The 18,536-nt window shown below is 44.3% G+C and carries 18 protein-coding genes and 1 tRNA gene; 8 read left to right on the top strand and 11 right to left on the bottom strand.

Annotated elements, in window-relative coordinates:
* Window positions 1-37: 37 nt before the first annotated feature.
* The 10 genes from BMX56_RS13740 to BMX56_RS13695 all read right to left on the bottom strand — a co-directional run bounded on the left by BMX56_RS13740 (window position 38) and on the right by BMX56_RS13695 (window position 11,182).
* The gene (locus tag BMX56_RS13740) at window positions 38-880 is read right to left on the bottom strand and encodes a PKD domain-containing protein (RefSeq protein ID WP_090648608.1); all 843 of its coding nucleotides are present in this window, start codon (window positions 878-880) and stop codon (window positions 38-40) included.
* Window positions 881-899: 19 nt separating this feature from the next.
* On the bottom strand, window positions 900-2,447 hold the full coding sequence (locus BMX56_RS13735; protein ID WP_090648605.1) for a RagB/SusD family nutrient uptake outer membrane protein: 1,548 nt from the start codon (window positions 2,445-2,447) through the stop codon (window positions 900-902).
* An 11-nt stretch (window positions 2,448-2,458) separates the two neighbouring features.
* Window positions 2,459-5,887, bottom strand: coding sequence for a TonB-dependent receptor (locus tag BMX56_RS13730; RefSeq protein ID WP_090648600.1), 3,429 nt, complete (start codon window positions 5,885-5,887; stop codon window positions 2,459-2,461).
* Window positions 5,888-6,154: 267 nt separating this feature from the next.
* Window positions 6,155-7,174 carry a FecR family protein gene (locus BMX56_RS13725; RefSeq protein WP_090648595.1) on the bottom strand — a complete coding sequence of 340 codons (1,020 nt, stop codon included), beginning with the start codon at window positions 7,172-7,174 and terminating at the stop codon, window positions 6,155-6,157.
* A 75-nt stretch (window positions 7,175-7,249) separates the two neighbouring features.
* Window positions 7,250-7,831, bottom strand: coding sequence for an RNA polymerase sigma-70 factor (locus BMX56_RS13720; protein ID WP_090648590.1), 582 nt, complete (start codon window positions 7,829-7,831; stop codon window positions 7,250-7,252).
* Between the two features lie 583 nt (window positions 7,832-8,414).
* Complete coding sequence (locus BMX56_RS13715) at window positions 8,415-8,678, bottom strand: hypothetical protein (RefSeq protein WP_090648585.1); 264 nt, start codon at window positions 8,676-8,678, stop codon at window positions 8,415-8,417.
* Window positions 8,679-8,702: 24 nt separating this feature from the next.
* On the bottom strand, window positions 8,703-9,149 hold the full coding sequence (locus BMX56_RS13710; protein ID WP_090648581.1) for an AAA family ATPase: 447 nt from the start codon (window positions 9,147-9,149) through the stop codon (window positions 8,703-8,705).
* Window positions 9,149-9,532, bottom strand: coding sequence for a hypothetical protein (locus BMX56_RS13705; RefSeq protein ID WP_090648577.1), 384 nt, complete (start codon window positions 9,530-9,532; stop codon window positions 9,149-9,151). The genes BMX56_RS13710 and BMX56_RS13705 overlap by 1 nt, the downstream gene beginning before the upstream one ends.
* Window positions 9,533-9,543: 11 nt before the next feature.
* The gene (locus BMX56_RS13700) at window positions 9,544-9,981 is read right to left on the bottom strand and encodes an Arm DNA-binding domain-containing protein (RefSeq protein WP_090649491.1); all 438 of its coding nucleotides are present in this window, start codon (window positions 9,979-9,981) and stop codon (window positions 9,544-9,546) included.
* 592 nt (window positions 9,982-10,573) lie between these two features.
* On the bottom strand, window positions 10,574-11,182 hold the full coding sequence (locus BMX56_RS13695; RefSeq protein WP_090648573.1) for a TetR/AcrR family transcriptional regulator: 609 nt from the start codon (window positions 11,180-11,182) through the stop codon (window positions 10,574-10,576).
* Window positions 11,183-11,305: 123 nt separating this feature from the next.
* On the opposite strand from BMX56_RS13695, the gene BMX56_RS13690 reads away from it, so the two are divergent.
* From BMX56_RS13690 to BMX56_RS13660, 7 genes are all read left to right on the top strand, one after another.
* The gene (locus tag BMX56_RS13690; protein ID WP_090648568.1) at window positions 11,306-11,902 is read left to right on the top strand and encodes a carbonic anhydrase; all 597 of its coding nucleotides are present in this window, start codon (window positions 11,306-11,308) and stop codon (window positions 11,900-11,902) included.
* Window positions 11,899-12,528, top strand: coding sequence for an HD domain-containing protein (locus BMX56_RS13685; RefSeq protein WP_090648563.1), 630 nt, complete (start codon window positions 11,899-11,901; stop codon window positions 12,526-12,528). Before BMX56_RS13690 ends, BMX56_RS13685 begins: the two co-directional genes overlap by 4 nt.
* Window positions 12,528-13,049 (top strand): DUF420 domain-containing protein, encoded by a 522-nt coding sequence (locus BMX56_RS13680; RefSeq protein WP_090648559.1) that lies wholly within the window; start codon window positions 12,528-12,530, stop codon window positions 13,047-13,049. Before BMX56_RS13685 ends, BMX56_RS13680 begins: the two co-directional genes overlap by 1 nt.
* 75 nt (window positions 13,050-13,124) lie before the next feature.
* Window positions 13,125-14,003: an NmrA family NAD(P)-binding protein gene (locus BMX56_RS13675; RefSeq protein ID WP_090648554.1), complete on the top strand. Its 879-nt coding sequence runs from the start codon at window positions 13,125-13,127 to the stop codon at window positions 14,001-14,003.
* A 21-nt stretch (window positions 14,004-14,024) separates the two neighbouring features.
* Entirely contained in the window at window positions 14,025-14,861 is an 837-nt protein-coding gene (locus tag BMX56_RS13670; protein WP_090648551.1) for an oxidoreductase, read from the top strand.
* A 4-nt stretch (window positions 14,862-14,865) separates the two neighbouring features.
* Entirely contained in the window at window positions 14,866-15,408 is a 543-nt protein-coding gene (locus BMX56_RS13665) for a DUF1569 domain-containing protein (RefSeq protein WP_090648548.1), read from the top strand.
* A 20-nt stretch (window positions 15,409-15,428) separates the two neighbouring features.
* Window positions 15,429-16,319 (top strand): helix-turn-helix domain-containing protein, encoded by an 891-nt coding sequence (locus BMX56_RS13660; RefSeq protein WP_090648545.1) that lies wholly within the window; start codon window positions 15,429-15,431, stop codon window positions 16,317-16,319.
* Window positions 16,320-17,158: 839 nt separating this feature from the next.
* Here BMX56_RS13660 and BMX56_RS13655 read toward each other — a convergent pair.
* A tRNA-Ser gene (locus BMX56_RS13655) sits at window positions 17,159-17,246 on the bottom strand.
* 266 nt (window positions 17,247-17,512) lie between these two features.
* Between BMX56_RS13655 and BMX56_RS13650 the strand changes: the two genes are divergently transcribed.
* Window positions 17,513-18,484: a polyprenyl synthetase family protein gene (locus BMX56_RS13650; RefSeq protein WP_090648540.1), complete on the top strand. Its 972-nt coding sequence runs from the start codon at window positions 17,513-17,515 to the stop codon at window positions 18,482-18,484.
* Window positions 18,485-18,536 lie beyond the last annotated feature (52 nt).

Genomic DNA, 18,536 nt, shown 5'->3' with positions numbered 1-18,536 from the left:
AGGCTGCTTAGTCAAGGCAGCCTTGTTCTGTTATAAATTATTGAACCCCGCGCAGCGTTACTTTGGTAAACTCGATACCGGTTAAGCCAAGGTTATTACCCCCGCTTTTAATAAGTAAATACATTTTACCTGTTGCGGCAGCCGTAACAACATTACCGCTCCCGGCGCATTGTATGGCAGACAGTTTCCCGTTAAATGGTGTTTTACCACAACCCGTCCAGGTGTTTATAGCCAGGCGCGCACCACCATCGCTGTAATCTGAACCGTTAACTGGTTGTTTTGTGCCAAAGTAAACTTCAAACCAGGTGTCGGATGCGCCGCTGCCATCAACGTTCATATCTATTTGATATTTACGCCCGGCAACAACATCTATTGCCTGCCAAATACCGGCATGGCCAAAACCACCGCCTTTTGCAACCATTTTGCCGTTATCTATAGCAAAGGTAACACCGTTTGATATGGTTATATGGTTCCAGAAAGCATCATCGCTTGCAGCCATATTCGATCCCAGCACCAGGTTACCGGCAGAAGGATCAGATGCGGCTACGGTAATATCCTGAGAAGCGGTTTTTGTTTCGCCGCCTTTACCTATTGCAGTAAGGGTAACTGTGTACTTGCCGGCATCCGGAAAAAACACTGTGTCGGTTGGCTTGCCTATTGCGGCGCCATCGCCCAAATCCCATTTTACACCTAATACGCCTTTGGTATCGGCACTTAATACATAATAGTTTGCTTTACTGGCTACCGGCGTTACGGTGAATGAAGCTTTAAGTTCTGTAGAGGTTAAGCCATTACCATCATATTTTTCTGGCCTGCAGCCTTCATACATTCCAATAGCAAGTACCCCCAGGGCACAGGCTTTAATAATGTTTAATTTCATAATTGTTTCAATAAGTTAATTATAACGTACCACCCCACTCTTTACCTTGCTTAAGCTTGGTGTTGTTTAAATCATTAAGCGGGATAGGTAAAATTTCATTTTTACCGGCAGTAAAGCCTCTTGAACCCAATACTGTTGCAGCATCGCCCCAGCGTACCAGGTCAAACCAGCGGTGCCCTTCACCGGCAAGTTCAAGGCGGCGTTCTCTTTTTAAATTTTCAAAGGTAGCAGCCAGCCCGTGCGTTACGCCGTCGTTATAAGCCCGGGTGTGCACGGCGGTCATTAACGCCGTTGCACGTGCTGTGTTGCCTGCGCCACGAATAAGCGCTTCGGCCTCCATCAGGTAGGTATCGGCTAAACGTATTTCGTATAAATTTTGTGGATAATTTAGTTCAGGAGCACCGCCGCCGGTAGTTTTATCGGCAACATGCCCTGCAAATTTGCCCAGGAAATAGCCGGTGTTCATATATCCAGGCGTGTAGTCGGCAATGCCGTTTGCTTTTAAACTGTCTAAATTTGCAACAGTTGCTTTGTTACGAGGATCAAAGTGTATGGCATCGAATAAGTTTTTGGTGATAGGCAAAAAGCTATATCCGGAAATATAATCCGGTGCTCCGGCTTTAAGTGCCTTATAGTCTCTTGGGCCAACAATAATATTTAAAACGTTACCCTCGGTACATGCAATACATGACCAATCGCCTCCTGATTTTGATGAGTGACCAACCTCGAGTATCGACTCGCTGTTAAATTTATTTTGTGTTTTCCACAGGTCGGCGAAGTTTGCAAGCAGTTTGTAACCATATTTTGTATTTTCCTGGCCAGGTGTTGTGCCATTTACTTCGGCAAACTCTGCTGCTGCTTCTGTCCATTTTTGCTCATAAAGGTAAACCTTACCTAATAAGGCATGTATGGCGCCTTTTGTAAGGCGGCCGCCATCTGTGGTTATGTCTATTTTGTCGGGGATATTTCCATCGGCTATTGCTGCTTTTAAATCGGTTTCAATTTGCTTATACACCGCTGCAGGGGTAGCTTGCTCTACATTGTAGATCTGGTCAGCCGGTATCGACTCGGTTAATAACGGCACATATTTAAAAAGCCTTACCAGGTCGAAATAGAAATAAGCGCGCAATGCGGTAGCTTCAGATTTGTACCTGCTCTTCAAACCCTCGTCCATCGGAACGTTTGGCAATTTCTGGATCAGCACGTTTGCACGGAATACTCCCGAAAAACCGGCTTTCCATAACTCGTATGACGGGCCCACCGATGGGGATAGCGTGTAGTTTGAAAATACCTGCAAATCGTTAATATCGGTAGCGTTACCACCACCTGCATAATGGTCGTCAGAACCGGCATCCACGGCACCTTCTTTGGTTACAAAACCGCCGCCTTGCCATCCAACAACATCGTAAACGGCTGTAAGCCCATTATATGCCTCGGTTTGGTTACGGTAATAGCTCGATTCCAGATTGGTGCCTTTAGGCTTTACATCCAGGAAACTTTTTTTACAGGCGGTTACCGCGAATGATGCCGCCAGAAAAAATGATAAATATTTTATACTCTTCTTCATTTCATTAATTATTAAAATCCAACACTTACACCCAGCATATACGATTTTGCCTGCATATAAAAACCACGATCGATGCTGTAGCTGCCGCCGCCAATCTCGGGATCGTAACCAGAGTATTTGGTAAAGGTGAACAGGTTCTCGCCGGTTACATATATCCTTGCCCTACGCAAACCAATTTTGCTAATCAGGTTTTTAGGAAGGCTGTATCCCAGCTGCAGGTTTTTGATACGGAAGTAATCGCCTTTTTCAAGGTAGTATTTAGAGTTATAGGTGGTGTTATGGTTAGGGTCGCCGTCAACTACACGGGGCTCGGTGTTTGATGTGCCCGGGCCAACCCATCTTTCTAAACGTTTGGTGGTAAAGTTGGAGTTACCAATATCTAAGCGGTGTAAGCCCTGGAAAATCATGTTGCCTGCCTGGCCTTGTCCAAACACAACGATATCGAAGTTTTTGTACGATGCATTAAAGGTTAAACCATATATCCACGATGGTGTAGGGTTGCCAATGTAGGTACGGTCCTGGTCATTAATAGTTCCGTTTCCATCAAGGTCGGCCCATTTAAAATCGCCGGGTTTGGCATTTGGTTGTATTTTATGGCCGCTGGCCGATACATAGCTGTCAACCTCTGCCTGCGTTTGAAAAATACCCATGTTTTGGTATCCGTAAAAAGAATTGTAAGCCTGGCCAACGGTGGTACGTGTAATGCCGCCCTCAACTCCCTGGAAGCCTGCGCCATCAAGGAATTTTTGGCCGTTGCCTAAATAGGTAACTTTGTTGGTGATGTGCGTTACGTTGGCATTAACGTTTAAGTTAAATTCGCCTATTTTTTTGCGGTAGCCCAATTCTAACTCAAGACCTTTGTTCTCCATATCGCCGATGTTAGCAGCTGGGTTTGAGATAGCGCCCACATATAACGGGATTGGCGGGTACTGTAAAATACCACTGGTTTTCTTTTTAAACCATTCAAAGGTTAGGTTAAAGTCGTTAAATAACACCGCATCAAAACCCACGTTGGTTTGCGCTGTTTCTTCCCAGCGAAGGTTAGGGTTTGATGGCGCATTGGGGCTGTAACCGCTTATGTAGGTATCACCGGTACCAAAGCTATAGTTACGGCCGCCGCCAATAGTAGATAGGAAGGCATTATCTGCAATGGCATCGCTACCAACCACGCCGTAGCCACCACGGAATTTTAAGAAGTTAACAGTTTCGTTTTTAGGCCAAAAAGCTTCTTTTGAAGGTACCCAACCCAAAGAGAATGAAGGGAAAGTACCATATTTATAGTTTGCGCCAAACCTTGATGAACCATCGCGGCGGATAACGCCTTCTATGATATAGCGCTCGTCATAATTGTAGTTGGCACGCGCAAATAACGAACTGATAGTGTGTGCCTGCCCTTCGCTGCCGTAACCAATTCTGTTAGCGGCGGGTATGCTGTAATTTAAAGATGCATCCTTGAAGTTATCAACCGGCAGGTTGTAATAGGTTACCCCGTCTGTATAGCGGTTATTTTCTGAATAAGCTCCCTGGCCAATAAGTACAGTGGCGCTATGTTTACCTAAAGTGCGGTTGTACGATGCAGTGTTCTCAATATTCCAGTTAAATAACCTGTTGCTTTCGCGGTTGTAGCTGTTTTGCGACGTTACGGTAGATGAGTTGAGGTATGCTACCGGGTTAAACGATTCGTTGCCATAAAAAGCTATCTTGGTGCCTACTGTAGAACGTAGCTTTAAACCTTTTACAGGTTCTAATTCGCCGTATATATTGCCTACAATGTTATGCGCCCAGCTATAGTTACCTAACCTGGTTGATATATATGCAAGCGGGTTGGTAATTTCCTGGCCTACTATATTTGATATACCGTAAGGATAGCCCAAAGCATTTCTGCGCACAGGGTTATTGGCGTATACCGGGGCCGAAGCAGCCGCCTGGTCGGTTACAACCGGAACGGTAATAGGGTCGAGGTTTAAAGCCGAACTGATAGGGCCGCCAAATTCGCTGTTGGTATTACCCAGGCCTATTGATTTGTTGTAAGTATAGCCAAGGTTTTCGCCAAAGTTTATCCATTTTGCAGGCTTGTAAGTTTGATTAACCCTAAAGTTGACGCGTTTGTATTTTGATATATCTGTGGCAACAATACCATCTTGCTGTAAATAACCAAAGGAGGTGTAGTAGGTAGATTTATCGTTGCCGCCACTAACGCTTAGCTCGTGATTTTGGCGTTTAGCGCTGTTATTGAAAATAACAGATTGCCAGTCGGTGCCAACACCTAATGATGCCGGATTGGGATATACAATGGCTCCACCACCTGCAACGCTTGCTTCGTTGCGTAAGGTGGCATATTGCTGGGCATTTAGTAAATCAATTGTGCGTGCTGGTTTAGATGTGCCATAATAACCAGAATAATTTATCTGTGGCTTACCTTCGCGGCCTTTTTTGGTGGTTACCAAAATTACGCCGGCAGCTGCACGCGTACCGTAAATTGCCTGTGACGCGGCATCTTTTAACACTTCAATTGACTCAATATCCGATTGGTTAAGGTAGCCAATGCCGCCATTATCAACCACAACACCGTCAACCACCCAAAGCGGGTCATTATTGTTAAACGATGTGATACCCCTTACACGTACGGTTGCACCCTCGCCCGGCTGGCCATTGTTTGCGGCAATGGTTAAACCAGAGGTGCGGCCCTGTAATATTTGCTCTACTCGTGTAACCGGCAGGTCTTCAAACTCTTTGGCGGTAACGCCGGATATTGCACCGGTGGTTACACTCTTTTTTTGTGTGCCATAACCTACAACCACTACTTCGTTTAATCCTTTTATATCTTCAATGAGGGTTATGGTGATAAAGGTTTGTTTACCAACATTAACTTCTGTGGAGCGATAGCTGATAAAATCGACAACCAAAACCGCGTTTTCGCTGCTAACGTTCAACTTAAAGTTGCCATTTACATCGGTTTGTACACCGTTCTGTGTCCCTTTTTCACGTACGCTTGCACCAGGCAACGGCAAACCTTTTTCATCAACCACTTTACCAGATACCGCGATACCGGCTATCTCCTGGTTAAACTCAGCGGATTTGTCGGCAGTGCTTGCGGCGCCTTCGGCTGCTTTAATATCGGCAGGTTTTCCCAGCACTATTCTGTCTTTTAAAACCTCGTAGTCAATACCGTTGCTTTTTAGCAGCTGGTCAAGAACACTTTTTAAACTTTTTTTCTCAAAATTCAAAGTAACTTTTTGCGACAGATTTATAGAGTTTTTACTGTAGATAAATTTAATGTCGCTGTCTTTTTGCAGGTAGTTTAAAACCTCTTGTACGGTAACCTGTTTAAACGACAGGCTAACCGTTTTGTCAAGTACGCTTTGCGCCCTTAACGGGCTTGAATAAGCTATAGTGCTTAGTAAAACTGCTATCAATATTTGACTAAATGTAATCTTCATGATTTTAGACCAGGGAATAGGCTTTCGCAAACGAAATTTCATATATTTGTAATGTTTCTTTGTTAAAAATGAGACAATTAAATGCCCGCTACGCCATTTTATGGTGCATCAGTATTGGGCTTTTCAAGCTTAGGAGTGGTCGCAACACTTCTAAGTTTTTTTATTTTACGGGTGAATTTGCAACCTCAGGAACTGAGGTGTTTTTTTAAGTGGGTATCTTACTTCGCATAGGCTTATCAGGTTAATTGGGGTTAGTAATTAATTGGTTTAATTAAGTTCAATAGTGTTGTTGTCCTTTATCTGGTAATTTACATTGATGGATTTTTTTAGGGCCGCCAGCACATCTGGCAGGTTAAAGCCAGCAAAATCGGCATTCAACATATAATGGTTCAACCTGTCATTAGCTACCTTTATATGTACTCCATAAGTAGCATTAAGCACCGGGATAATTTCGCGCAGGGGTTTGTTATCAAATGAAAGATTAACCTGGCTCCATATTTTTAATGCCGGCTGATTTACTATGCCTGCGGGTTTCAATAAATGTTTATCTACCAGGTAAACTGCTTTTTGATTGGGATAAAGCATCAGCTCGTGTTTTTCTAAATTAGTGTTCACGTTGTTATCCTGGTCATTATTTTTAATACTTACCGATACCTTGCCGGTTATAACCGATACATCGGCAGTGTTACTGCGATAATTATCGCGTATTAAAAAACTGGTGCCCCAAACCTTGGTAATTATCGACCGTCCGTTGATGATAAAAGGCCGCAGGGGGTTTTTAGTTATCTCAAAAAAGCCTTCGCCGTACATTGATATGATCCGCGCATTTTTTGCAAATGTTTTAGGGTATCTTACGTTACCTCCCGGACTTAACCAAATTGTGCTGCTATCGGGTAATACTGCTTTGTAAATTTGATTTGAATTGTTGGTGATATCAACCTGCTCTACCTGCTGGGGGGCAACTTGTGCAACCTGCGAGGAGGCCCCTTTTTTGTTATTTACAAAATAAAAAGCCCCCAGTAAAATTGCACCAATGGCCGCTGCGGCAGACCATTTTAATATGCCCAGGTACCGAACAACCGGCTTATCATCAACTTCAATATTTTCGGTAATCCGGTTAAATATCCGGTCTTCTATTTCCTTTTCATCGGCTTTGCTTATGCCCGAGATATAATCATAGTCATCCTCAAAAGAATGATACCATTGTTTGACCAATGCAATCTCTTCTTCTGTGCAATTACCATTCAAATACTTTTCCAGTAATTCTACGGGTATAAGTGGTTTCATGAAAACTAAAATATTAGCGGTTTATAAATACTTGACGTTTGAAAAGAGCGCATCCCCTATGCATTGATAAAAAAATTATTTTATCAGGAGAAATATCAGCAAAAGGAGGTAGTTATTAAGACTAAGGCGAAGTTTGTTGAGGGCTTTTGTCAGGTGGTTTTCGACAGTTTTTTCTGATATGCCAAGCTCAGAGGCAATTTCTTTGTTGGTTTTATGGCTAATCCTGCTCAACTCATAAACAGACCTACATTTATCCGGTAACTGGTTTACCACATGGCTTATATTCAACTGCAGATCTTTAAGCATGATAGCTTGTTCGGTAGAGTGATCGGCCTCGGTGTAGTTAAGTTTAAAAGATTCCTGGTGTGTTTGCCGTGTAAGTTCTTTGCGGAAATGATCAATTACGCGGTAGCCAACGCTTTTATAAAGGTATCCCCCTATGGTTTGATGGATATTTAACGAATGCCGTTTATGCCAGAAAGCCGTAAACAATTCCTGCACAATTTCTTCCGAAGCATCCTTATCCTTTAAACGTTTGTACGCTTCGGCATATAACGCTTTCCAGTAACGTTGATAAATCTCCTCAAATGCGCCAAGAGAATCTTGTTGCATCAGACTAATCAATTGCTCCTCATCAAACTTAGTAAAATTGGTCATGCGTATTTTGCAGAAGATTAATTATATATTATTTATTAATTAACCTTTTACAAATCTCCCAAAAAAAACAATCAATACCAAAGGTTTAGTTTTATCTTAAAATATATGTTATCCTATGACATTAAACCCTTTAAAAGCTGCCTTTAAATTTGACGTAATATTTCTGCTGAAAAGCTGAAAGAAAAATTCCTTTGCATTTTCGTAGCTACACAATGGTTTGTGCGGTGATTATGCATAGCTGGAATAGTCGCCCGTTTTTGTTCGCTGTACAGGATAAAGGTGCTCCATAATTAAATCGCTGAATGTTTCTCTGTAACGATTTTTTACTTCAGTAATTACATCGCCAAAGACCTTATAGTGATAACGATCGTTTACAACTCATATAATAGTCTGATAATCGCCTATTACTAATAATATTCCTAATAATCACCCTTTATCTGTGTGACAAAAAGAATCAACTTAATAGAGGCATTCTTATTTACCCGGCCGGCTTTTTATTCGGAAAATCGACTCGTCCGTCTTAGTCATTTGGAAGGAGGTATGCAATGAGTACTAATAAGATCGCCGTCAGTGAACTTGCCGGTTACAGTAAGCCGCTCAAACGCATGAGCATGGACGGGCGGCTGAATGCGACCCATATCGGCTTGTTCAGCGCTTTATTCGTCCACTGGCAGCGAGGTGGGTTTAAAAGCCCATTTTCTATTACCAGAAAGGCGCTGGTTCCCATTTCTTGAGCGATACGGTCAACCCATTGCGGTAAATTAAGGGCCTGTTCGACAAGATTACCATCCGAATATTTCAGATATACTGAAAGACTTTGCCCTTTTTCCTTAGATGCGGCTTTCATTAAGATAATCTGGTCAAAAGCACGCTAATGTTTTTGCAGGTTAACTAAAGACTGCTTGTAATTTGCTTTGATGTTATCTGCTGATACATTGTGTCCTCCTTTAGCTACTCTTAAACGTACACGCTCAAAAGACATAGCAATTTCATCCAACCCAAAGAAAAATAATCTGGTACTGTAGCCCTTAAGCTTAAATTCATTGACTGATTTCATGATATCTTCTGTTCGAAAGTTAGTCTCGAAAGCACAGGTTGCATTTTTGGCTTGCATGGTTTCTTTCAAGTTGGAAAACACGTGCCCGTTAACTGCGTCATATAAATTACCGCTGTCTAAACCTGGAAATTGCTTTTTAAGCAGTATAAATTCTTTATCGCCATCAAAAATAGGAGTACCAGGTGGTACCATAGAGGATGACAGCGTGCTTTTACCGGCGCCATTTGGCCCGGCAAAAACAAATAGTTCCGGCTGTTCCATTAAAATCTCCTGCTGACGATCTGGCTGTCACCTGTGGTGGTATTTACTTTAACCAACTCTCGATGATCGGCATATTCACGTATAACGTGATTGTTATACTCTTGATTACCATCAGGTTCGTAAAGGTTATAAAGACCCAAATGAGTGCTTTCGGCTTCTACGTTTTGGATTTCAGGGCGCAACCGTTCTTCCAGCTCTTTTAAAGAACATTCAAAAACTGGTATGTAAGTTAGTTGCTCCATTAGAATTTGTAGTTCCGCCGCCTTTGCTGGGTGCCAGTGGCTCACAGGAATAAGAACAGCGGTTGCTTTTTGTTGTTCGTAGTAAACAATATTAAATGTAACCTGACTAACGAACTCCTTCAGAGTTAGTGTTTTATACATGATTTTACAAATTATTGTTTAACAATAGCGTGATGCTGACGCGGTTTTTTGTGCTGAATTGCCCCATGGGGAAACCTCATATTATTGGATTGAGATTGGACAGGCGTTGGTTTACTTATGTTGCCTGGTTGTTCTTGTAGTAACTCTACCAACGCATTGATCTGTATTTTTAAAGCCAATGCAAATCCGAAAGAAATTGCGGCTGTGATAACCAAGCCGAAATAAACAAGTAGCAACTGGTCAAGATAAGCGTTAAAGGTTCTGGAAGCTTCCTTGGTTCCTTTTAACCGCCCTGCTTTGCTATTCCATTGCAAAGGATCACAACTTCGTGCTGTGGTAGTTTCAGACCGTTTACCGGCAACGGTAATCCGAAGATAGATCGGTACGGGGCCGTCTGTGTAGTTTTTTGGTTTCTTCAAATAGAAGAGCAAGCTGAAATTAGTTTTCATGTGAAATAACATTAAAAGTGAAACAAAACTAAGCTTGCAGCTAATCATAATCAAGATATTTAATAAACGAACATCTTGATAGTCAAAAAGATATGGCCAATTCGGTGAGTTTAAATATCTCAAAATTTACTCACCTTATTACGCACTGTTTATATGCGATCCGATGGATATTTTGAGTATTGATATAAAAACAAAAGCCTGCAATTATATGATTTACAGGCTTTTAAATAATTTGATATCAAAATCAGCGGAGAGGGAGGGTTCAGAATAATTCTATACAACTCACTCATTATCAATATGTTAAAATTGTCATTTTTTCAAACGCAACGAATCACGCAATGGGCAAATAACTCTAATTGTTACCCGAAATTAAGAATAATTTATTAAAAACAAGCTTACCAGAAAACGTGATAATGACATCTGCATTCTGCAACTCGTGTAAATACTTGGATATCTGAACGCCATGACCATTAACGTAAATCTGCGTTAATCTGCCCGACTAATGTATTTACAACTCATTAATAACATCAAATGAATGCTTATCATGTCTGCAATCTTTTATAAAAGAGCGGCAACATTAACAATGGGCTGATCAGCGCTTTAGTATTTGGCTAACCAAAGATTTATTTAACAGCGCTGCATCTTTATTACCCGTCGCCTGTGCAACGACCATTGCCCCCAGGATGAGACTGAGCAATTGAGGCAGCAACATTTTAGCCTGAGCCGGTTCAACCAATTGATCTAAACGTTGCTGTATAAATATCGCTGCTTTTTTAAGGTGCTGATCCACCTTCGCCCGAAGCTGTTTCTCCTCCACCGTGCTGAAATCGCTCAAGCCCCTCGTAAACACACAACCATTAAAATCCCGGTCGGCGATCCAGTCATTCACCGCATCAAAGGCCGCCAGCAACTGGGCTTTAGGATCGTCGCCCGCAGCCGCTACTCGTTTTTCCAGGATATTGAAACGGAACGCATCCCAAAAGTCAAGGTAAGCACCGATGAGATCAGATTTTGAAGGGAAGTAGCTGTAGAAAGTCCTTTTAGACACAAAACTTTCCGCGATGATGCGGTCAATACCTATCGTATGCACGTCATGCTCATTAAATAGCCTGATCGCGGTCTTCAAAATACGTTCGCGAGGTTTCAAAGTGTCGATCTTTTCTGAACGCAGGTCACGGAACGGGCTCATTGTATCTGCCATATCCAAAATTAAGGCTTTTAACTGCTTGAAATATCAGGCAATTGTCAAAGTAGACAGATTTGTATACTTTTTATTGTTAAAGTAGACAGACCTGTATACATTTGATCCATAAAATTTAAAGACATGACAAATTTCAGCCAATTCGAATTCAGGAACTTGCCCGGGTTCGACCAAAACACTTTTGATGGTTTTGATAAAGCCATCCCAATGAAAACACTTGTGATCTATTGTTTTGATCCCAGAGCAGCAGAGATCCCTAAAGCCGTAGCCGATCACCTGGGCGATGAGGTTTACCCAGGCGAGAACATCACGGATGAGAATGGTGTGCGAATCGGCCATACACGAACCTTATTCGCTTTATCGAATGGAGGGGGCCGCGCATTGCAATCGTTGCAATCCATCGCCACGATGGACTATCTGTTCCATTATCAGAATGTGGTCATTGTTCACCACTCTTTCTGTGGCATGACCTCTTATACACCGGAACTGCTGATCGAAAAATTCCACACGCATCACCATACGGATATTTCCGGACTGTGGGACCACGAGGACATGGCTATTGAAGATTATGAGAAGACCATCAAACATGACGTAGATCTGCTCGATCATAGCCCGCTTGTACCCAAACACCTCAATCTCTATGGTTTCTTTTATGAGATCAATTCGGGTGAGCTGACCGAAGTGGTACGTGTACCTGCCAGCGAAAGGTCGGCATCATGATCGCAGGTATCAAAGCGCCTGACTCAACCATCGCACGCCAAGCGGAGCAATATGCACGTGAGTATTCAAGCGACGTACTCTTCAACCACGTGATGCGCTGCTATTTTTTCGGAGAGCTGTTCGCCCGGAAGAGGGGTGTTAAAGTTGATCATGAGCTCATGTTTGTATCCGCCGTGCTGCATGACCTGGGTTTTACCGAGGCAGGAAAGGGGCCACACCGCTTCGAAGTGGAAGGTGCGCACGCGGCCAGAAAATTTCTTTTGGATCAAGGAGTGCAGGAGGATCGGGCTTGGCAGGTGTGGCATAATATAGCCCTTCACGTGGGCGACCTGAACCTGTTTAAGGATGAGCCGACCCGGGTGATGCAACAGGGTATCCTGTACGATCTTACGGCCTTACCGCCGGACCTGGCACTTGATCCTAACAATGTTGCAGAGGTACTTCACCACTACCCACGCCTCGGTTTTAAGAAGGGTTTCTTAGAGATCTTTACCGCGGAACTGGACAGCAAGAAGCCTTACCCGCACCGGTTTCATCTTTGCAGCTGTATTGAGCACCACCGCTCACACGCGCTGAATATCCCGAAACCGGAAGATTTTTTAGGTAGCGCCCCATTTGCCGACTGATGAAAAAAGAGCAACGATACATTTGGGCACTCGCCCTGGCCATCAATGGGTTGATCGCCCTCTCCGTTTTCTTACCCAAAGCGACCATGCCCGCCGGCATAAACGTGAGCTTGCTGCCAAAGGTCAACGCCGTTCTTAACGGGTTGACCTTTGCGGCCTTACTGGTTGCACTACTTTCTATACGGCGTAAGCGCCGCGACTGGCACCGTCGTTTCATTGGCGTCGCTTTTGCTGCAACCAGCCTGTTCCTCGTCAGTTACCTGGCCTATCATTTTACTACGCCATCCACCAAATACGGTGGTGCCAGCATCCTGCGGCATGTATATTACTTAATCCTGACCACGCACATCCTGCTGGCCATTATTATCGTACCGCTGGCGATGTACACCATGGCACTGGCCCTCAAAAACCAAGTCGACCGGCACCGGAAACTGGCCCGCTGGACGATGCCTGTCTGGCTTTACGTCAGTCTCACAGGTGTGATCGTCTACCTGATGATCGCACCTTATTACGTCAATTAGTGTCAGTAATTGGCGGTTCCGGGTTAGCAGCCCCGGCTAAGCCAGGGCTACCTTTGAGTATTCAATTCAAAACAAATGAAAGATCAGATCAAAGTACTCATCACCGGCGCGACCGGCAAAAGCAGCGGGGCCGCTATCGATGAGCTGTTAAAAATGGGCTATCCGGTGCGGGCGCTCGTCCACCGGTTGGATGAACGTTCGGCACAACTGGCCGCCAAAGGTGTTGAGGTGGTCGCAGGTGACCTGTTAAACTTGGATGACATCTCGGCCGCCATGCAGGGTATCGACACCGCCTACCTGTGTTACCCTGTGCTGGTGCCCGGCGTATTGCAGGCCACCGCTTATTTCGCTATCGCAGCTAAAGAGAACGGCCTGAAAGGGATTGTTAATATGTCGCAGATCTCGGCCAGAAGGGAAGCCAAAAGCAACGCTGCCCAGGATCATTGGGTAGGCGAACAATTGCTCAACGCTACCGGCATCCCCACCGTACACTTAAGGCCCACCTTTTTCGACGATTGGTTCCTGTATATCCGCGACCTGATCAGGGACAATAACGAGCTCGCCCTGCCTTTCGGGGACGGACGCTGGGCACCGGTGGATTCCGCCGACTTGGGACGCGTGGTCGCCAAAGCAGCGACGAATATCAACGCCTATGCCGGGCAAATCCTTAAGCTTTACGGCCCGCAGGAATACAGCGTGGCAGAAATGGCTGCAGTCATATCCACCGAACTCGGCAGAACGATCCGGTACCAACCCGTAACCATCGCCGAATTCTTTGAACGTAATGCCAAAAGACCGGTCAGCGAGCATTTCATCCAGCATGTGACCCACGTCGCGGAAGATTGTGTGAACGGCATTTTCGCCGGGACGAACGACCTGATCGAAACGATCACCGGCCAGCAGCCGGAAACACTGGCTGCGTTTTTTAGTAAAAATAAAGCTGTATTTAATTAAATCATTTAAAAATCAATAACCATGAAACAGAAAATTTGGCTGGTTACAGGTGCCGGCAAAGGCTTCGGCCTGGAAATCGTAAAAACTGTTCTCTCAGCGGGCGACAAGGTGATCGCTACCGTCAGGAATGATGCCGCCGGCTTGCAGGCAGCTTTAGGAAACCCGGCAGACCTGCTGGTCGTCAACCTTGATGTTACCAACGAGGCTGAAGTACAACGAGGGGTCGGCGAAGGCCTGGCGAAGTTCGGACAGATCGATGTCCTGGTCAATAATGCCGGTTTCGGCATTGTTGGTGCCATTGAAGAAGCTTCGGCTGAGGAAGTGAGGCGGCAGTATGACACTAATGTGTTCGGCGTGCTGAACCTTGTCCGCGCAGTACTGCCCGGTATGCGGGAAAGAAAGGCTGGACACATTATTAATATTTCTTCGCTCTTTGGTTACGGTGCTTTAGCAGGCTGGGCCCTGTATGGCTCGACCAAATACGCCGTTGAAGGCTTATCCGAAGGCTTGGCCCTGGAACTCGCCCCATTCAATATTAAGGTTACTGCCCTTGCCCCAGGCTTGTTCCGCGCACAGTTCCTGAATTCGCAAAGCTATTCTCTGACGAAGGAATCGATAGCAGACTACCAGGCTACCGTAGTAGGCCAGATGAAAGCCGTTCCGGAAGCGCTGCACGGCAACCAACCCGGCGACCCAGCCAAACTTGCGCAGGTGATTCTGGAACTTGCGAACACCGAAAATCCACCCCTTCATTTACCGGTGGGACAAGACTCCCTGCAAACCTACCGGACTAACCGTGACAAGGTTAGCCAGGAAATTGAGGCCTGGGCCGGCAAATTCAAGCCTACAGAGATCTAAGGTCATGAAACGCAGGCTCATCAATAAGGAACTCTGGTATTCCTTTATCGCCATTCTTAAATATTTCACCAAAGCCCTGATCAGGCCACAGGTAGATGGGCTATTGTTTTACGAACCGGAAAAACAGGCGGAATTCCGGCGGCGGGTGCAAAGCCTGACACCGGGTTCCAAACGGGTCTGGGGCACGATGGTTGCAGCGCAGATGCTGCACCATCTCAACCTGTCGCTGGGTGGTGCGCTGGGTGATTTCGATCTTTGGGACGAGAGTTACGGATTGAGCCGTACGGTATTCAAATGGCTGCTGGTCGATTTCTTCCCGGAGCAGCCGCGGGGATTGCGCATGCCGCTGAATTTCATCATACCTCGCGAAGCTCAATATGATTTTGAGCAAGAGCAAAAACTATTGCTGGAGATACTGGATAAGGCCTGGGCCACGCCGACCGAATCCTGGGGTCCGCATCCCCTGTTCGGCAGGCTAACCCGCAAACAATGGGGTAAACTGGCCCTGATCCATATCGACTATCATTTAAGACAATTTAGTGCCTGATCTTTTTTAAATTAGACCTGATGAAACACTACCGTTCTTTAAGCGAGATGCACCGCGACAATGGCCTGCCCGAACCGGAGCATCCCATGCTCAGCCTGATCAGGATCACACCTGGGCTGGTGCTAAACTTCCGGGAGTTCACCTGCGATTGCTACATGATCGGCCTGAAACACATCAAGGACGGGCACTGGCTGTACGGACGCACGCGATTCGATCACGAAAAAGGTTCTATGGTGTTCTGGAAACCCCGGCAGGTCATCGAGATCCATAACCTGGAGCTGGAAGAAGGCGGCTACATCCTGCTGTTTCATGAAGACTTTTTACTGGGCAGCGCCCTGCAACGTGAGATCGGACGGTATGCCTTTTTTGACTATGAAGCAGCCGAGGCTTTGCACCTGGCGCCTAAAGAAGAAAAGATTATCATGCGCCTGTTTGAATCCATCGACACCGAATACGATAATAACCAGGACGAGTTCAGCCGGAATATTATCCTGGTCAATATCGACTCGTTATTGAAATACGCCGAGCGTTTTTATAAACGGCAGTTCATCAACCCCCGGGAACTTAGCGGTAAAACGGTGACCGCATTCCAAAGGCTGCTGGACGATCTCGTCAGCCAGGACAAGTTGATGAAAGAAGGGCTGCCCTCCGTGTCCACCCTTGCCGCTGAATTGAATATGTCTCCCCGTTACCTCAGCAACGCGCTAAAGCTGGAGACCGGGAAAACGGCTCAGGAACTGATCCATATCGCACTGATCTCGATCGCCAAGAGCCGGTTGCGGGAATCCGGCGACCATGTCTCTGAAATTGCTTATTCTCTCGGGTTTGAAAATATGTCGTACTTTGCCCGGCTGTTCAAAAAAGAAGTTGGTACGACCCCTAAAGATTTTAAAAAGCGGTTGGTAAATTAATGCAGTGAACATCCGTGCCCATACTTAATCCACCGGAATCTCCGGGTCATCGGCTTTGTTTTTTTCTTGTGCTTTGAAACTTTTATTCATCGGAATTGGCAAATTTGCCTTCCTAAGCCAGCTTCAAGTACCGAAAATTACCTGATTTTTCTTGTAATATACATCTGCCCATCAATGATCATCTCATTCGCCGAGGTGTCAAGATCCATATCGCACATACGCCAGTAAAAGTAAATGATTATGACAGAGCCGGCAGCTATAATGATGATGGGCGCCCTAACTTTTACAGCAATTTATAGGATATGATAAGGTCTTTAAGTAGATAAATCTGACATCATCACCTTTGTTTTTGGTTTGTTTCAAGAAGAAAAAATAACCGATGTTTTTTTCTATCATAAATATGATTTTAAACCATTAACAAATTTAAAGCTAAGACCTTTGCAAAACAAGATGTCCATATTGTAAACATGCTGTTATACGGGTCAATGCTAATGATTTAGTTGAAATGGTTTCTGACATTTAAAATGATAACTGACTGATTATCAATACTAATTTGTTTTTAACGAAAAGCATTTCCAATTTTAACTTAAGTAATTCATTTGCAATTATTTAAACCTTTAAAGCGTCTTTTTTGAAATAAAAAAGACGCTACGAATGACGCAATGCAGTTGTGAAGATCTTTTGATTTTCAGAAGGGCTAAAAAAACAAAAACCCCCTAATTAGCGAAATTAGAGGGTTTTTCAATTTTAAAAGGTCCAAGGTTCGAATCCCTCTTTCTTTTAATTTTCACATGTAAATAATTTATTTTCAATCAGTTATAAACTATTTTTACTTTCGGCGGAGAGGGAGGGATTCGAACCCTCGATACCCTTTTGAAGTATACACACTTTCCAGGCGTGCTCTTTCGACCACTCAGACACCTCTCCGTATTGCTAAATGGATTGCAAAGGTAAAATATTATTGCATTTGCCGCTAATAAAAAAGCGGGCACCTTTTTAAAGGCAACCCGCTCACACAAAACTTTAACTCGACTTATATAAATATGGCAATCAGTTGTATTGACTGTTTACTGATCAGATGGTTTAATTTGAGTAAAAAATATTCTGCATTAATGCAGATAAATAATTTTAGCTTATGTTTGCCTCATATTGCCACAAGGCAGTTTTACACCATAAAAGCTTGTTTAGTTTAAATGCTGAGCATCAACGAGATTAAGAGACCTATCGCTGCCGATATTGATGCGTTCGAAGAGAAGTTCAAGTCTTCTATGCAAAGCTCGGTGCCGTTACTGGATCGCATTACCCATTATATTGTTAAACGTAAAGGCAAGCAGATAAGGCCTATGTTCGTTTTTTTTGCTGCCAAAATATGTGGCGGCATCAACGAATCTACACACAGGGGCGCGGCTTTGGTCGAACTTTTACATACCGCTTCGCTGGTGCATGATGATGTGGTTGATAACTCTTACCAGCGCCGGGGATTTTTCTCTATCAACGCTTTATGGAAAAATAAAATAGCTGTTTTAGTAGGCGATTACCTGCTATCTAAAGGCCTGTTGCTTTCTATTGAAAATAATGATTTTCAATTGCTGCGTATCGTATCAGATGCCGTTAAGCAAATGAGCGAGGGCGAGTTGATGCAGATAGAAAAAGTACGACGCATGGACATTGGCGAACCGGTTTATTACGAAGTTATCCGTCAGAAAACAGCTTCCCTTATTGCTTCCTGTTGTGCCTGTGGGGCGTCATCTGCCGGCGCAAGTGATGAGGTGGTTGAAAAAATGCGCCTTTTTGGCGAGAAAATAGGCATTGCCTTCCAGATTAAGGACGATATGTTTGATTTTGGTACCGATGATGTGGGTAAACCCTTGGGTATCGATATCAAGGAGAAAAAAGTTACATTACCCCTTATTTATTCGCTGGCCAATACTACGCCGTCTGAAAAGAAACGGATCATTAACCTTGTTAAAAACCATAACGACGACCCTGCCAAGATTGCCCAGATCATAAAATTTGTGAACGAGACCGGCGGTTTGCAATATGCCGAAACTCAAATGAAAAAATACCAGGACGAGGCTTTTGAAATACTGAATACTTTCCCGCCAAGCGATTCGCATACCGCCTTGGAGCAATTGGTGCGCTTTACTACCGAGCGGAATAAGTAAAGATTCCTGATTTAATTCCACATATTAAATTATTCGCTGCTATCTTTATTTT

The organism is Mucilaginibacter sp. OK283, from assembly GCF_900110415.1.
Lineage (GTDB): Bacteria > Bacteroidota > Bacteroidia > Sphingobacteriales > Sphingobacteriaceae > Mucilaginibacter.
Note: the sequence above shows the minus strand (reverse complement) of the source record. Positions and strands in the feature narration are given on the sequence as shown.

Bases quoted from the DNA above. Each gene is read 5' to 3' on its own strand.
- BMX56_RS13740 (WP_090648608.1), bottom strand. From the start codon at position 880: ATGAAATTAAACATTATTAAAGCCTGTGCCCTGGGGGTACTTGCTATT.
- BMX56_RS13735 (WP_090648605.1), bottom strand. From the start codon at position 2,447: ATGAAGAAGAGTATAAAATATTTATCATTTTTTCTGGCGGCATCATTC.
- BMX56_RS13730 (WP_090648600.1), bottom strand. From the start codon at position 5,887: ATGAAGATTACATTTAGTCAAATATTGATAGCAGTTTTACTAAGCACT.
- BMX56_RS13725 (WP_090648595.1), bottom strand. From the start codon at position 7,174: ATGAAACCACTTATACCCGTAGAATTACTGGAAAAGTATTTGAATGGT.
- BMX56_RS13720 (WP_090648590.1), bottom strand. From the start codon at position 7,831: ATGACCAATTTTACTAAGTTTGATGAGGAGCAATTGATTAGTCTGATG.
- BMX56_RS13715 (WP_090648585.1), bottom strand. From the start codon at position 8,678: ATGAAAGCCGCATCTAAGGAAAAAGGGCAAAGTCTTTCAGTATATCTG.
- BMX56_RS13710 (WP_090648581.1), bottom strand. From the start codon at position 9,149: ATGGAACAGCCGGAACTATTTGTTTTTGCCGGGCCAAATGGCGCCGGT.
- BMX56_RS13705 (WP_090648577.1), bottom strand. From the start codon at position 9,532: ATGTATAAAACACTAACTCTGAAGGAGTTCGTTAGTCAGGTTACATTT.
- BMX56_RS13700 (WP_090649491.1), bottom strand. From the start codon at position 9,981: ATGAAAACTAATTTCAGCTTGCTCTTCTATTTGAAGAAACCAAAAAAC.
- BMX56_RS13695 (WP_090648573.1), bottom strand. From the start codon at position 11,182: ATGGCAGATACAATGAGCCCGTTCCGTGACCTGCGTTCAGAAAAGATC.
- BMX56_RS13690 (WP_090648568.1), top strand. From the start codon at position 11,306: ATGACAAATTTCAGCCAATTCGAATTCAGGAACTTGCCCGGGTTCGAC.
- BMX56_RS13685 (WP_090648563.1), top strand. From the start codon at position 11,899: ATGATCGCAGGTATCAAAGCGCCTGACTCAACCATCGCACGCCAAGCG.
- BMX56_RS13680 (WP_090648559.1), top strand. From the start codon at position 12,528: ATGAAAAAAGAGCAACGATACATTTGGGCACTCGCCCTGGCCATCAAT.
- BMX56_RS13675 (WP_090648554.1), top strand. From the start codon at position 13,125: ATGAAAGATCAGATCAAAGTACTCATCACCGGCGCGACCGGCAAAAGC.
- BMX56_RS13670 (WP_090648551.1), top strand. From the start codon at position 14,025: ATGAAACAGAAAATTTGGCTGGTTACAGGTGCCGGCAAAGGCTTCGGC.
- BMX56_RS13665 (WP_090648548.1), top strand. From the start codon at position 14,866: ATGAAACGCAGGCTCATCAATAAGGAACTCTGGTATTCCTTTATCGCC.
- BMX56_RS13660 (WP_090648545.1), top strand. From the start codon at position 15,429: ATGAAACACTACCGTTCTTTAAGCGAGATGCACCGCGACAATGGCCTG.
- BMX56_RS13650 (WP_090648540.1), top strand. From the start codon at position 17,513: ATGCTGAGCATCAACGAGATTAAGAGACCTATCGCTGCCGATATTGAT.